Below are 13267 nucleotides of genomic sequence, written 5' to 3'. Positions count from 1 at the left end.
TCGATGTCATCTCCCAGCGCCCGCGCTCCCCTTGCCGAGCGGGTCGAGGAACTCCTCGCCCCGGGCGGCCCGTTGCCCATCGTCGCGGCCGGCGACCCGGTCCTGCGCGCCGGCGCCGAGCGCTACGACGGTCAGCTCGGCCCCGCGCTGCTGGCCCGCTTCGTGGAGGCCCTGCGGGTCACCATGCACGCGGCGCCCGGGGTGGGCCTGGCCGCGCCGCAGGTGGGGGTGGGGCTGCGGATCGCGGTGATCGAGGATCCGGCGCCGGTGCCCGAGGAGGTGCGGGTGGCCCGGGGCCGGGTGCCGCAGCCGTTCCGGGTGCTGGTCAATCCGTCGTACGAGCCGGTCGGGAGCGTCCGCGCCGCGTTCTACGAGGGCTGTCTCAGCGTGCCGGGCTGGCAGGCCGTGGTGGCCCGGCCCGCCGAGGTGCGGCTGACGGGCGCGGACGGGAACGGCCGGCCGCTGGACGAGGTGTTCGGTGGGTGGCCCGCCCGTATCGTCCAGCACGAGACGGACCACCTCGACGGCGTGCTCTACCTCGACCGGGCAGAGACGCGCTCGCTCGCCGCCAACGAGACGGTGCTGGAGCGCTGGGCGCAGCCCACGCCGGAGAAGGCGGCACGGGAGCTGGGCTTCGACCTGCCCTGAGGACCCGTCAGGGGAGCTCAGGCGTCCCGGAAGGCCTCCAGCAGGCGCAGCCACACCTCGCTGATCGTCGGATAGGACGGTACGGCGTGCCACAGCCGGGAGAGGGGGACCTGTCCGGCGACCGCGATCGTGGCCGAGTGGATCAGCTCGCCGACGCCGGGTCCGACGAAGGTCACCCCGCGCAGGATCTCGCGTTCCAGGTCGACGACCATGCGGGCGCGGCCCTTGTAGCCGTCGGCGTACAGGCCCGCCCCGGCCACGGAGGAGAACTCGACGTCGACGGCGCGCACGCGGTGGCCGGCCTGTTCCGCCTCCGCGAGCGAGAGGCCCACCGCGGCGGCCTCGGGGTCGGTGAAGACGACCTGCGGTACGGCGTGGTGGTCGGCGGTGGCGGTGTGCGGTCCCCACGGTTCGCCGTCCTGGCCGGAGCCCGCGCCGGGCGCTCCCCCGGCGCGGGCCGCGATGGCGGCGCCGGCGATCCGGGCCTGGTACTTGCCCTGGTGGGTCAGGAGGGCACGGTGGTTGACGTCGCCGACGGCGTAGAGCCAGTCGGTGCCGGTGACGCGCAGACTGTCGTCGACGGACAGCCATGAGCCGGGTTCCAGGCCGACCGTGTCGAGGCCGAGGTCGTCGGTGCGCGGCGCGCGGCCGGTCGCGAAGAGGATCTCGTCGGCCTCGAAGCGGTCGCCCCGGTCGGTGACGGCGACGACGACGCCGTCCTGTCGGGTGACCTGCTCCACCGAGGCGCCCGTGCGCAGGTCGACGCCGGCTTCGGTGAGCGCCTCGGCGACGAGCTCGCCCGCGAAGGGCTCCATGCGGGGCAGCAGGCCCTTGCCGCGGACCAGGACGGTGACCTCGGAGCCGAGGGCGCGCCAGGCGGTGGCCATCTCGACGGCGACGACTCCGCCGCCGACGACGATCAGGCGGGCGGGCGCGGTCTTCGCGCTGGTGGCCTCCCTGCTGGTCCAGGGCCGGACGTCCGCGAGGCCGGGCAGCCGGGGCAGCAGGGCGCGTGTGCCGGTGCACACCGCGACGGCGTGCCGGGCGGTCAGGGTCCGCTCGCCGCCGTCGGGCGAGGTGACCGTGACCGTGCGTTCTCCGGAGAGGCGGCCGTGGCCGCGGTACAGGTCGGCGCCGATGCCGTCCAGCCAGGCGACCTGGCCGTCGTCCTTCCAGCCGGAGGTCTCCTGGTCACGGTGGGCGAGGACCGCCGCGGTGTCGAGGGGGCCGTGCACCAGGTGTGCGAGGCCGGGCACGCGTCGGGCGTCGGCGCGGGCGATGACCGGCCGCAGCAGGGCCTTGCTGGGCATGCAGGCCCAGTACGAGCACTCGCCGCCGACGAGTTCGCTCTCGACGACCGCGGTGGTGAGGCCGGCCGCGCGCGTGCGGTCGGCGACGTTCTCCCCCACGGGTCCGGCCCCGAGCACAACCACGTCGTACAGGTTGGTTTCCGTTTCCGTCATGGGGTCAGTCTGGTGGGTGGTGTGCGAGGTGGCCACACGGGTAGGGGCGCGGAATATCCGACCGGCCGGCCGCGTTGTGCGGGCGGCTTCACCCCATGTCAGGACGCACCCTGGCAGAAGACACCGGGAAGAGGTAACACGCATGAGCAGCACCGTGGAGCTCACCAAGGAGAACTTCGACCAGACGGTCCTGGACAACGACTTCGTCCTGATCGACTTCTGGGCGACCTGGTGCGGGCCGTGCCGTCAGTTCGCTCCGGTCTACGAGCAGGCCGCCGAGGAGAACCCGGACCTGGTGTTCGGCAAGGTGGACACCGAGGCGCAGCCGGAGCTGGCGGCGGCGTTCGGCATCCAGTCGATCCCGACGCTGATGATCGTCCGGGATCGGGTCGCGGTGTTCGCGCAGCCGGGCGCGCTGCCCGAGTCCGCCCTCACGGACGTCATCGGGCAGGCCCGTGAGCTGGACATGGACGAGGTCCGCAAGTCGATCGAGGAGCAGCAGGCCGCGCCCGACGGCCAGTGACCTCGGGACGGCCGCCCCTCGCAAGGGGTGCGGCGGCCGCCCCGTGCCGCCCTCGGGCCCGCGCCGTCTACCGGAACGCCCCGTCTAGAAGGGGTACGGCGCCACGTCGCCGCGTACCGTCGTCCAGCGCACGTCGGTGAAGGCCTCCAGGTTGGCCTCGCCGCCGAAGCGGGCGCCGGTGCCGGAGGCGGCGATCCCGCCGAAGGGCGCGACGGCCTCGTCGTTCACGGTCTGGTCGTTGATGTGCACGATGCCGGTCGGGATGCGCTCGGCGAGGTCGAGTCCGCGGGCGGCGTCCCTGGTGACTATGCCCAGGGAGAGTCCGTAGGAACTGGCCGCGGCCAGGGCGGCGGCCTCGTCGGGGGTGCTGAAGGCGCGCACCGGGGCGACGGGGCCGAAGACCTCCTCCGCGTAGGCGGGGGTGTGGTCGTCGACGCCGGCGAGGACGGTCGGGCGGTAGAAGCGGTCCTCGTGCGTGCCGCCCGCGGCGAGCTTGGCTCCGGCGGCGGTGCTGGCCTCCACCAGGCCGTGGACCTTGGCGAGTTGGCCGTCGTCGATGAGCGGACCGAGGTGGACGTGCGCGCGGTGCGGGTCGCCGACGGCGAGCGACTCCGCCTTCGCGGCGAGCCGTTCGACGTACTCCTCGTAGAGCGAGGCGTGCACGAGGTGACGGCCGGTGGTCATGCAGATCTGGCCCTGGTGGAAGAAGGAGCCCCAGGCGGCGGTGGAGATCACCGCGTCGAGGTCGGCGTCCTCCAGCACGACCAGGGCGGAGTTGCCGCCGAGTTCGAGGTGGGCGCGCTTGAGGTGGCGGCCGGCGGCCTCGCCGACCGCGCGGCCGGCCGCGGTGGAGCCGGTGAAGGAGATCACGGGGACGAGCGGGTCGGCGACCAGGGCCGCCCCTGTCTCCGCGCCGCCGGGCAGGACGTGCAGCAGTCCTTCGGGCAGTCCGGCCTCGGCGAAGACGGCGGCCAGGGAGAGGCCGCCGCAGACGGCGGTGCGCGGGTCGGGCTTCAGCACGACGGCGTTGCCGAGCGCGAGGGCGGGCGCGACGGAGCGGATGGACAGGATCAGCGGCGCGTTGAACGGGGAGATCACACCGACGACGCCGACCGGGACCCGCCGGGTGTACGACAGCCGGGGCGCCTCGCTGGGCAGCACCTGGCCGGCCGGGCGGGAGGCGAGGGCGGCGGCCTCGTAGCACTCCTGGGCGGCGACGTGGAGTTCGAAGTCGGCCTTGCCGGGGACTGATCCGGACTCGCGCACGATCCACTCGCGCAGTTCCCCGGCGTGCGCGGTGAACAGGTCGCCCGCCTTGCGCAGCACGCCGGCGCGGACGAAGTGCGGCAGACGGGCCCACTCGGCCTGGGCGGCGCGCGCGGCCTCGGTGGCCGGGGCGACGTCCGCGGCGTCGGCCAGGGAGACCGTGCCGAGGGCGTCGCCGGTGGCGGGCTCGGTGACGGTGTGCCGGGGGCCGGACAGCGCGTGGGGCTGCCAGGACGTGGGGTCGAGCAACGGCATGAGGGCTCTCCGATCAGTGACCCGCGGGACTCACTCGGGGAGCGGAAGTCCCGTGTAGTTCGCCGCCTGTTCGGCGGCCGCGTGGCGGGATGAGGTGATCCGGCGCAGCCGTGCGAGCTGCATCCGGTGGTCGAACGCATCCCAATCTGGTTGAGCGTGCAACATCCTAGTCATGGGCGGGACAAGTGCGTTGCCTGCCGTACGCGTTCCGGACACGGGCGCGGTCGCGTCGACGGCCGAGCCGCGACCGGGTCCGCACCGCGGGCGTCGTCGGCGTACACGCGCGGCGTCCGTGGGTCAGGTGGAGTCGCGGTGCACCACCGTGGCTTCAAGCAGTTCGTGCGACTCGGGCGCCGCGCCGGGGTTGCGGACGGCCCGGTCGACCAGATGGGCGAGGTCCCGTCCGGAGGGCAGCGCGATCCGGACGGTGCTGAGCCGGGGACGCAGCAGCCGGCCGAGCATCAGGTCGTCGGCGCCGATGAGCGCGGTGTCCTCAGGAACGCGAACGCCCTCGTCCTGAAGTGCGCGCATCAGCAGCATGGCGTACTCGTCGTTGTAGGCGTAGACCCCGTCGAGGCCGAGGGAGGACCAGCGGGCGGCGAGCGCCGCCGCCGACTCCTCGGTGTGCGCGAGGGGCAGCTCGATCACGGTGGCGTCGGTGCCCTCGAGCGCCTCCCGGGCGCCGCGGAGCCGTGGCTGGGAGAACATCTCCAGGCCGCGTTCCCTGGGGACGACCACGCCGATGCGGCGTCGGCCGCGGGCATGGAGGTGCCGGGCGGCGCTGCGGCCGACGCCCGCGTGGTCCAGCAGCAGCGCGTGGGCGCCGGCGACGGCCTCGGAGCCGACGGTGACGACGGCCCGGGCGCCGGAGCGCTTGAGCACGGCCACGCCCTCGGGGCCGAGCCCGGGGCCCGGAACCAGCACGGCGACCGGCCGCAGCTCGGCCCAGGCGCGGGCGGCGTCGTCACCGCGCAGCCCGCCGGCGCCGTACTGGACGACGATGTAGTCCAGCCTGCTGAGCGCGCCCTGGAAGTCGTGCACGAACTGGCTGTAGAGGGGGCCCGCCGGGACGGGCGGGGCGGGCATGAGGACCATGCGGCTGTGCCCGGCGCGCAGACTGCGGGCGGCCGCGTGCGGCACGTACCCGAGATCCTTGGCGGCCTGGTGGACGCGGCGGCGGGTGGGTTCGCTGATCCGTACGGCGCTGGTGTTGTTCAGCACGTAGGAGACGGTCGCGCGGGAGACGCCGGCCAGGCGGGCCACGTCGGCGCTCGTGGGTACGGAGCCCGGCGCCGGCGATCCCGGCACGGGCGTGTTCGGTAATTGCACCATGACGTAGCGCATTTTGACAGAAGCGGTCACTCCGCGACCCGGCGGGTCCGTATCGGGCGCCCGCCGGACTCCCCGTGCGGGGACGGAGTCTGACGTACGGTCAGCTCTTGGCGACCCGATCGACCAGGTCGCTCCAGCCGGCCTCCAGCCGCTCCTGCGACATCGCGCACTGGCGGGTCAGGTGGTGGATCAGGACCGGGTTGAGGTAGCCCAGCAGCGTGTGGGCGAGGAGTTCGGCGTCGGCGCCCGGGACGGCCTGCCTGAGCAGCAGCACCACATGACCGTGGTGCAGCCGGCGCACTCCCACCGAGTACCTGCGCTCCGCGCCGGGCTCGGCGGCCAGCTGGAGGTCCAGCTCGTCGGCCGCGCGCCGCAGCATGGCCACGCCGAACGCGCGCAGCCGCTCCACCGGCGGCGCGCCGGGGCCCAGCGGCGGGGGGCCGGCGAGGAAGGCGGCCTGGAACTTCCGCTCGGAGTGGTCCAGGAGAGCCGTCAGCAGTCCGGTCCGGTCGCCGAAACGCCGGAAGACGGTCCCCTTGCCGACGTTCGCCGCGGCGGCCACGGCCTCCATGGTCACCGCGGCGGCGCCGTGCTCGGCGATGAGCCGGGCGGCCGCGTCCAGCAGCCGGGCCCGGTTGCGGGCCGCGTCGGCGCGCAGACAGGGCTCGTCCTCGGCCGGTCCGAGCTGCAGCAACTCGGGCTCGCCGGCGATCTCCTCGGGACTGGGGAAGGGGGGCAGAGCGGCGGACATGAATTCAGCGTAAAGCACCGGGAATGAAACTGGACCGCGGTCCGGTTAAGGTGGTACAACGATAAACGGACCCCGGTCCGGATCGTTACGGCAATGTTTCAGCCTCTGGGAGAGTCAGTCATGTCTGTTCGCATCCTCGCGCTCGTCGGCAGCCTCCGTGCCGGTTCGACCAACCGCCAGCTCGCCGAGGCGGCCGCCAAGCTCGCTCCCGAGGGAGCCGAGGTCGACCTCTACGAGGGCCTGGCCGAGATCCCCTTCTACAACGAGGACATCGACGTCGAGGGCAGCGTCCCCGCCGCGGCCGCCAGGCTGCGCGAGGCCGCCCAGGCCGCCGACGCCTTCCTGCTCTTCTCGCCGGAGTACAACGGCACCATCCCGGCCGTCCTGAAGAACGCGATCGACTGGCTGTCCCGCCCCTACGGCGCCGGCGCCTTCGGCGGCAAGCCCGCCGCCGTGGTCGGCACCGCCTTCGGCCAGTTCGGCGGCGTCTGGGCACAGGACGAGGCCCGCAAGTCCGTGGGCATCGCCGGCGCCCGGGTCATCGAGGACCTCAAGCTCTCCATCCCCGGCTCGCTGACCCGCTTCGCGGAGACCCACCCGGCGGACGACGCCGAGGTCGCCGCGCAGCTGACCGAGGTCGTCGCCCGTCTGCACGGCCACGCGGGCGAGGTCGCGGCCGCCTGAACGGCGTGACGGCGCCTCGTCGCCGCGGAAGGGGCCCGGGAACGTCTCCGGGCCCCTTTCCGATGCGGCGACCGATGCCTAAGGGCTGCCGCGCCGCCGGCCGCCTCCCCCGTCGACGCGGCTAAGGGCTGTCCCGTAATCCCTGGTGGATCGGCGTGCGGCGTCAGATGCGGTGCATCGCAAGGCGGAGGGACGTCCGCATACTGGATGGATGCGGACGTTCCGACAACGCGGCGAGGTGCCGTAGCTGTCGTCGCACGCCCGCCAGGGATTACGGGACAGCCCTTAGGCGACCGGGTTCCCTGCCTCACCCGCGGCTTCCCGCGTCCCGCCCGCGCCCGCAGCCGCCTCCTGCCGCTTCGCGGCCCTCAGGCTGGTGACGGTCGTGACGGCGAGGACCAGCACGATGAAACCGAGCGAGAAGGGGATGCCGATCTCGGGAACGTGCACCCCGGACTCGTGCAGCGCGTGCAGCACCAGCTTCACACCGATGAAGCCCAGGATGATCGACAGGCCGTAGCTGAGGTGGACCAGCTTCTTCAGCAGGCCGCCGATGAGGAAGTACAGCTGGCGCAGACCCATCAGCGCGAACGCGTTGGCCGTGAACACGATGTACGGGTCCTCGGTGAGACCGTAGATCGCGGGGATGGAGTCCAGCGCGAACAGGACGTCCGTGGAACCGATCGCCAGCATCACGACCAGCATCGGGGTCATGACCCGCTTGCCGTTCTGCTCGATCCACAGCTTGGTGCCGTGGTACCGGTCTGCCACGCCGAAGCGCCGCTCGACGGCTTTCAGCAGCTTGTTCTCCTCGTACTCCTCCTCGTGACCCCCCTTGCGGGCGTCCTCGACGAGTTTCCAGGCCGTCCAGATCAGGAAGGCGCCGAAGAGGTAGAACACCCAGGAGAAGGCGGAGATGATCGCCGCGCCGGCCGCGATGAAGACGGCGCGCAGCACCAGCGCCATCACCACGCCCACCATGAGCACCCGCTGCTGGTACTGCGAGGGCACCGCGAACTTGCCCATGATGAGGACGAAGACGAAGAGGTTGTCCACGCTCAGCGACTTCTCCGTGACATACCCGGCGAAGAACTCCCCGGTGGGCCGTCCGCCGCCGAAGACGAACAGGCCGACGCCGAACAGACCGGCCAGCACGATCCAGACGACCGTCCAGGTCCCGGCCTCCTTGACCGACACGTCGTGGGGTTTCCTGCCGATGAGGAAGTCGACGGCGACGAGCGCGCACAGGGCGACCACGGTCAGCAGCCAGACGTTGAGGGAAACGTTCACGGGGCGGTACTCCTGGGGGCCGGTGCGAGGCTGCACATCGTGGTCGAGCACCGACGCCGGTTCCACCGCGCCGAGGTGAACAGACGGTCAAGCCTTCGTGTGCCGCGTGGGGCGTTCCGCCTCCCCCCGCCAGACGTTACCGTTCGGTAGACAACGCGCTCCCGGAGGTGTCCCGCTATGACGCTCGACCGTTCCGCAGGCCTGGTGGAGACCGCACGCGCGCTGGCCGCCGGCGAGGTGACGTCCCGCACGCTGGTCGAGCGGACGCTGGCGCGGATCGAGTCCACCCAGGACACCCTGAACGCGTTCCGGATCGTCCGCACCAAGGCCGCGCTCGCCGAAGCCGAGGCGGCCGACCGGGAGTTGGCCGACGGAGTCCGCAAACCACTGCTCGGGGTGCCGGTCGCGGTGAAGGACGACATGGACGTGGCGGGCGAGCCGACCGCCTTCGGCTGCGGAGGCGAGCACCCGGCGGTCGCCGAGGACGGAGAGGCGGTACGGCGGCTGCGCGCGGCCGGCGCGATCATCGTCGGCAAGACCAACACGTGCGAGCTGGGGCAGTGGCCGTTCACCGAGGGCCCGGCCTTCGGCGCGACCCGCAACCCGTGGAGCACCGGACACACCCCGGGCGGCTCCTCCGGCGGTTCGGCGGCGGCCGTGGCGGCGGGGCTGGTGCCGGCCGCGCTCGGCTCGGACGGGGCCGGCTCGGTCCGCATCCCGGCCTCCTGGACCCATCTCGTCGGCGTCAAACCGCAGCGCGGGCGCATCTCCACCTGGCCGCGCGGCGAGCCCTTCCAGGGCATCACCGTCAACGGCACCCTGGCCCGGACCGTGGCCGACGCGGCCCTCCTCCTGGACGCGGCGAGCGGCAACCACGAGCACGACCCGCACCGGCCGCCCGCCGTCGACGCCTACGCCGCGGTGGGCCGCGATCCCGGCCGGCTGCGCGTCGCGCTGGCGCTGAAGCCGCCGTTCACCGCGGTGCCGGCCCGGCTGCGTCCCGAGGTCCGCGCCCGCGTCGTCGAACTCGCCGAGAAACTGGCGGAGTCGGGGCACACCGTCGAGGAGGCCGACCCGCCGTACGGGCAGATCGGGCTGGCCTTCGTGCCACGGGCGACCGCGGGGATCGCCGAGTTCGTCACCGAGTCGCCCTTCCCCGCCCTGCTCGACCGGCGCACCCACGGAGCCGCCCGGCTGGGCCGGCTCCTCGGCGGCGCGCCTCTGCGGGCGGCGCGGCGCGCGGAGGCGGTCCTGCACCGCCGTATCGGCGGCTTCTTCGACCGGTACGACGTCGTCCTCGCGCCGACCACCGCCGCGCCGCCCCTGCGGATCGGGGCCATGGCGCGGCTGAGCGGCTTCGCCACCGACCGCGCGATGATCGCCGCGTGCCCGTACGCCTGGCCGTGGAACGTGCTGGGCTGGCCCGGCGTGAACGTGCCGGCGGGCTTCACGCCGGGCGGGCTGCCGGTCGGGGCGCAGCTCCTCGGCCCGGCGAACAGCGAACCTCTGCTGCTGTCGCTCGCCGCGCAGTTGGAGGCGCAGCTGCGCTGGCACGAGCTGTGGCCGCCACATCCGGAGCCGGAACCGGCCGTGAACGTCACGGCCGGATGACCACGTTCCGCCCGTACGCTGGCCGTATGGACGACGCGTCGATGGTCGGGCTGATGGGGCGGGTCACCGGGACGGTCGGACCGGGCCTGGTGGGCGAGGTGATCGTCCGTGTGCGCGGCGGCGCCGAGCACTTCCTCGCCCATCCGGCGAACGGCACCGGCCGCATCGCGCCGGGCACGGTGGTGATGGTCGTGGAGTATCTGCCGCCGAGGACCGTCTACGTCACGCAGGCGTACGAAGGCTGAGCCGTCCGCCGCGCGTTCGGGCAAGGCGGTCGTCAAGACTGCGACAAGGATCCGTCAGCGGCTTCATAACGGGCTCGCGCAGGCGCACACTCCCTTCGTTCGGCGCTGACAGGGCGCCATCCGAAGGGGGCGAATGCCGATGTTCATCGGCGTCGTGGCAGGGGCGGCGGTCGTCGCCGTCCTCGTGCTGATCGGTCTGTTCAAGATGATGTGGCGGGTCGCGGAACCCAACGAGGCACTCGTCATCTCCGGCTCCACCCACCGTACGGAGGGGCTGGAGGCGGGCATGGGATTCCGGATCGTCACCGGCCGGGGCACGCTGGTGGTGCCCGGCGTGCAGGTGGTGCGCAAGCTCTCGCTGGACCTCAACGAGACGGAACTGCACGTGGACTGCGTGACACACCAGGGCATCCCGCTCAAGGTGCGCGGCGTGGTCATCTTCAAGGTGGGCGACGACTTCGTGTCGATCGCCAACGCGGCGCGGCGGTTTTTGGACCAGCAGAAGCTGATGTCGGAGCGGGTGCACAACGTGTTCGCCGGTCATCTGCGGTCCATCGTCGGCGGGTTGACGGTCGAGGACATGATCCGCGACCGGGAGAAGCTCACCGGGCAGACGCGGGCCGCGTGCGGCACCGAGATGGAGAAGCTGGGTCTGATCGTGGACTCGCTGCAGATCCACGAGATCGAGGACCCGACCGGGTACATCCAGAACCTGGCGATGCCGCACGCGGCGGCCGTGCAGCGGGACGCGCGCATCGCGCAGGCGGAGGCCAACCGGCTGGCCACGGAGGCGGAGCAGCAGGCGTCCGCGCGGATGGCGGAGGCCACCCGGGACAGTGAGATCCTCCAGGCCGGCTACCAGGCCCAGCGGGACAAGGCTGCCGCGGCGGCCCGGCAGGCGGGGCCGCTCGCCGAGGCGGGCGCCCGCCAGGAGGTCGTCGTCCAGGAGACCCGGGTCGCCGAGCTGGAGGCGCACCGGCGCGAGCAGCAGCTCCAGGCGGACGTCCGCAAGCCCGCGGACGCGCAGGCGTACGAGAAGCGGACGCTGGCCGAGGCCGAGCGCGACGCCCGGATCTCGGCGGCGCAGGCCAAGGCGAGGGAGACGGAGCTGGCGGCCGCGGCGGAGGCGACGCGGGTCAAGGCGGCCGCGGGCGCGGAGGCCGAGGCGACGAAGTCGCGGGGCGCGGCGACGGCGGCGGCGACCCGGGCCACCGGTGAGGCCGAGGCCGCCGCCGCTCAGGCCAAGGGGCTCGCGCAGGCGGAGGCGGCCCGGGCGAAGGGCCTCGCGGAGGCGGAGGCGATCAAGGCGCGCGCCGCCGCACTCGCGGAGAACCAGGAGGCCGTCGTCGCGCAGCAACTCGCCGAGAACTGGCCGGAGATCGTGCGCGCGGGCGCGTCCGCCTTCGGCAGCGTGGACAACATGGTGCTGCTCAACGGGGCCGACGGCATGGCCGAGTTGTTCGCCAAGGCGCTCACGATGGGCGGGACCGGGCTGGGGCTGGCGCGTCAGCTGCTGGCCTCCATGAACCAGCCCGGGACGGCCGCGCAGACGGCCTCCCTCAACGGCGTTCCCACGCCGCCGGCCCCGCCGGCCGGGCAGAAGGTGCCGGTGGACGGGGTGTGACGCCTCGCGCCACGGGGGCCGCCCGCAGCCCTTAGGGTGCCCCCGTGACCGCCTTCACCGATGAGAACGTCCCCGGCCGCTTCGGGCCCTCCGCGACCGTCGAGGCCGACCCCCGTGAGGTCGGCCGGGTGCGCACCGAGTACTCCCCCGCGCACGACGGCGACCCCGATCCCGGCGAGATCGTCTGGACGTGGGTGCCCTACGAGGAGAACGACGGGCGGGGCAAGGACCGTCCGGTGCTCGTCGTCGCCCGCGAGGCGGCCGGGACGTTCCTCGCCGTGCAGTTGTCGAGCAGGCGTCATGACGGGGACCGGGAGTGGGTGCCGATCGGGAGCGGGCCGTGGGACCGGTCCGGACGCGAGTCGTGGGTGGACGTCGATCGGGTGCTGCGCCTGCACGAGGACGGCATGCGCCGCGAGGCGTGCGCCCTGGACCGCATGCGGTTCGGCCTGGTCCGCCACCGCCTCCACGAACGCTACGGCTGGACCTGAAACGCCCGGTCGAAGGCGCCCAGCACGCGCTGACCGGGCGTGCGGTCCAGCACGGCGAACACGACGTGGCCGAAGGCCCGCTCGAACCGGCCGCCGGGGCCCAGCAGTGTCCGAAAGGCGGCGGCCACCCGCGCGGGGTCGTTGCGGAACACCCCGCAGCCCCAGGCGCCGAGGACGAGCCGGTCGTAGCCGTACGCCGCGGCCGTCTCCAGCACCCGCTCGGCCCGCACGGCCAGCGCCCCCGGCAGTTCCCCGGCCCGCTCCGGCTCCGTCCGCTGCACCACCCCGGCGTTCGGCGCGGCGGCGGCGAGGAAGCCCACGGCGCGGGGCGCGTCCAGGAGCCGGCCCCGGTCGTCCCGGAAGACGGGCACCGCCGGCGCGTGAATCACCCGGTCGGAGTAGAACGGGTCCCGGTGCGCCCGGTGGTGGTCGTAGAACCCGCGGGCCTGGAGCAGACACGTGTGGAGTGCGGAGGCCCGGCACAGGGCTTCCTCCTGCGCCTGGGCGCCGTTGAGGTAGCCGCCGCCGGGATTGCGGGCCGAGGCGAAGTCGAGCACGGCGACGGACGCGCCCGTGCCGTCCGCCTTGTCCGCCCCGTCCGCCCCGTCCGCCAGACGGCAAGCGGCCTGCAGACTGCTCTCGCCGGTGACCTCGACGAGCGGCCGCGGGGCTCCCGCGGCCGTCAGGGCGGAGGCGGGGAGCGGGACCGGGCCAGGGCCCGTCATCCGGGTCCCGGCCCGCGCGGCCTCGACAGCCGCCGCGAGCGTCACCTCGCGTCCGTCGGACGCGCGGTAGGAGCCCGCCGCGACGATCTCCTCCGTCTCACGCGCGATGCCGCGCAGCCGCGCGCTCATGGCGCCACCCCCGTGGACGCCACAGCCGCGGGCCGCGCGGCCGCCCGCGCCCCGCCCCTCTCCCCCGTCGTGCTCATGCACGCATCGTCAGCGATGCTTGACGGGCGGTGCAACCGGGTTTTCCGGGCAGGAGAACACCTCGACGACAAAGGCGCGAACGCCCCGGAAACAACATGGAAGCAGAGGTTCCCAGTCCCCGATGCACCGATGTGCACCCTTGTGCGAATGAG

General features: G+C 73.5%; 13 protein-coding genes and 1 pseudogene. 7 read left to right on the top strand and 7 right to left on the bottom strand.

What is annotated here, in order from left to right:
* Positions 1-3 precede the first annotated feature (3 nt).
* Entirely contained in the window at positions 4-648 is a 645-nt protein-coding gene (locus ACIRS4_RS28090) for a peptide deformylase (RefSeq protein ID WP_404201292.1), read from the top strand.
* 17 nt (positions 649-665) lie between these two features.
* Here the strand turns inward: ACIRS4_RS28090 and ACIRS4_RS28085 are convergent, their stop codons facing one another.
* Positions 666-2111 (bottom strand): dihydrolipoyl dehydrogenase family protein, encoded by a 1446-nt coding sequence (locus ACIRS4_RS28085; RefSeq protein WP_404201290.1) that lies wholly within the window; start codon positions 2109-2111, stop codon positions 666-668.
* Here ACIRS4_RS28085 and trxA point away from each other — a divergent pair.
* A complete protein-coding gene (gene trxA, locus ACIRS4_RS28080; protein WP_404201289.1) occupies positions 2110-2634 on the top strand; it encodes a thioredoxin in 525 nt (174 codons plus the stop codon). The genes ACIRS4_RS28085 and trxA overlap by 2 nt on opposite strands.
* An 84-nt stretch (positions 2635-2718) precedes the next feature.
* Here the strand turns inward: trxA and ACIRS4_RS28075 are convergent, their stop codons facing one another.
* The 4 genes and pseudogenes from ACIRS4_RS28075 to ACIRS4_RS28060 form a co-directional block, all read right to left on the bottom strand.
* Positions 2719-4155, bottom strand: a complete 1437-nt coding sequence (locus ACIRS4_RS28075) for an aldehyde dehydrogenase family protein (protein WP_404201287.1) — start codon at positions 4153-4155, stop codon at positions 2719-2721.
* A gap of 30 nt (positions 4156-4185) precedes the next feature.
* Positions 4186-4370 (bottom strand): annotated as a pseudogene (locus tag ACIRS4_RS28070) (4-hydroxybenzoate 3-monooxygenase); the annotation flags it as partial.
* A gap of 82 nt (positions 4371-4452) precedes the next feature.
* Complete coding sequence (locus ACIRS4_RS28065; RefSeq protein ID WP_404201459.1) at positions 4453-5499, bottom strand: LacI family DNA-binding transcriptional regulator; 1047 nt, start codon at positions 5497-5499, stop codon at positions 4453-4455.
* Between the two features lie 88 nt (positions 5500-5587).
* Positions 5588-6238 (bottom strand): TetR/AcrR family transcriptional regulator, encoded by a 651-nt coding sequence (locus tag ACIRS4_RS28060; protein ID WP_404201285.1) that lies wholly within the window; start codon positions 6236-6238, stop codon positions 5588-5590.
* A 120-nt stretch (positions 6239-6358) separates the two neighbouring features.
* On the opposite strand from ACIRS4_RS28060, the gene ACIRS4_RS28055 reads away from it, so the two are divergent.
* The gene (locus ACIRS4_RS28055; protein ID WP_404201283.1) at positions 6359-6922 is read left to right on the top strand and encodes an NAD(P)H-dependent oxidoreductase; all 564 of its coding nucleotides are present in this window, start codon (positions 6359-6361) and stop codon (positions 6920-6922) included.
* A gap of 285 nt (positions 6923-7207) precedes the next feature.
* On the opposite strand, the gene ACIRS4_RS28050 is transcribed toward ACIRS4_RS28055, so the two are convergent.
* Complete coding sequence (locus tag ACIRS4_RS28050) at positions 7208-8212, bottom strand: TerC family protein (RefSeq protein ID WP_404201281.1); 1005 nt, start codon at positions 8210-8212, stop codon at positions 7208-7210.
* 177 nt (positions 8213-8389) lie between these two features.
* Here ACIRS4_RS28050 and ACIRS4_RS28045 point away from each other — a divergent pair, with 177 nt between their 5' ends.
* From ACIRS4_RS28045 to ACIRS4_RS28030, 4 genes are all read left to right on the top strand, one after another.
* Entirely contained in the window at positions 8390-9823 is a 1434-nt protein-coding gene (locus ACIRS4_RS28045) for an amidase (RefSeq protein WP_404201279.1), read from the top strand.
* Between the two features lie 26 nt (positions 9824-9849).
* Positions 9850-10068, top strand: coding sequence for a hypothetical protein (locus ACIRS4_RS28040; RefSeq protein WP_404201277.1), 219 nt, complete (start codon positions 9850-9852; stop codon positions 10066-10068).
* Between the two features lie 133 nt (positions 10069-10201).
* Positions 10202-11692: an SPFH domain-containing protein gene (locus tag ACIRS4_RS28035; RefSeq protein ID WP_404201275.1), complete on the top strand. Its 1491-nt coding sequence runs from the start codon at positions 10202-10204 to the stop codon at positions 11690-11692.
* 44 nt (positions 11693-11736) lie between these two features.
* Positions 11737-12183 carry a type II toxin-antitoxin system PemK/MazF family toxin gene (locus ACIRS4_RS28030; protein WP_404201273.1) on the top strand — a complete coding sequence of 149 codons (447 nt, stop codon included), beginning with the start codon at positions 11737-11739 and terminating at the stop codon, positions 12181-12183.
* Here ACIRS4_RS28030 and ACIRS4_RS28025 read toward each other — a convergent pair.
* Positions 12168-13037, bottom strand: a complete 870-nt coding sequence (locus tag ACIRS4_RS28025) for a TIGR02452 family protein (RefSeq protein ID WP_404201271.1) — start codon at positions 13035-13037, stop codon at positions 12168-12170. The genes ACIRS4_RS28030 and ACIRS4_RS28025 overlap by 16 nt on opposite strands.
* Positions 13038-13267 lie beyond the last annotated feature (230 nt).

Source organism: Streptomyces sp. NPDC101166, assembly GCF_044768125.1.
Classification (GTDB): domain Bacteria; phylum Actinomycetota; class Actinomycetes; order Streptomycetales; family Streptomycetaceae; genus Streptomyces.
The sequence above is the reverse complement of the archived record's forward strand: the minus strand, read 5'-3'. Positions and strand labels throughout refer to the sequence as shown.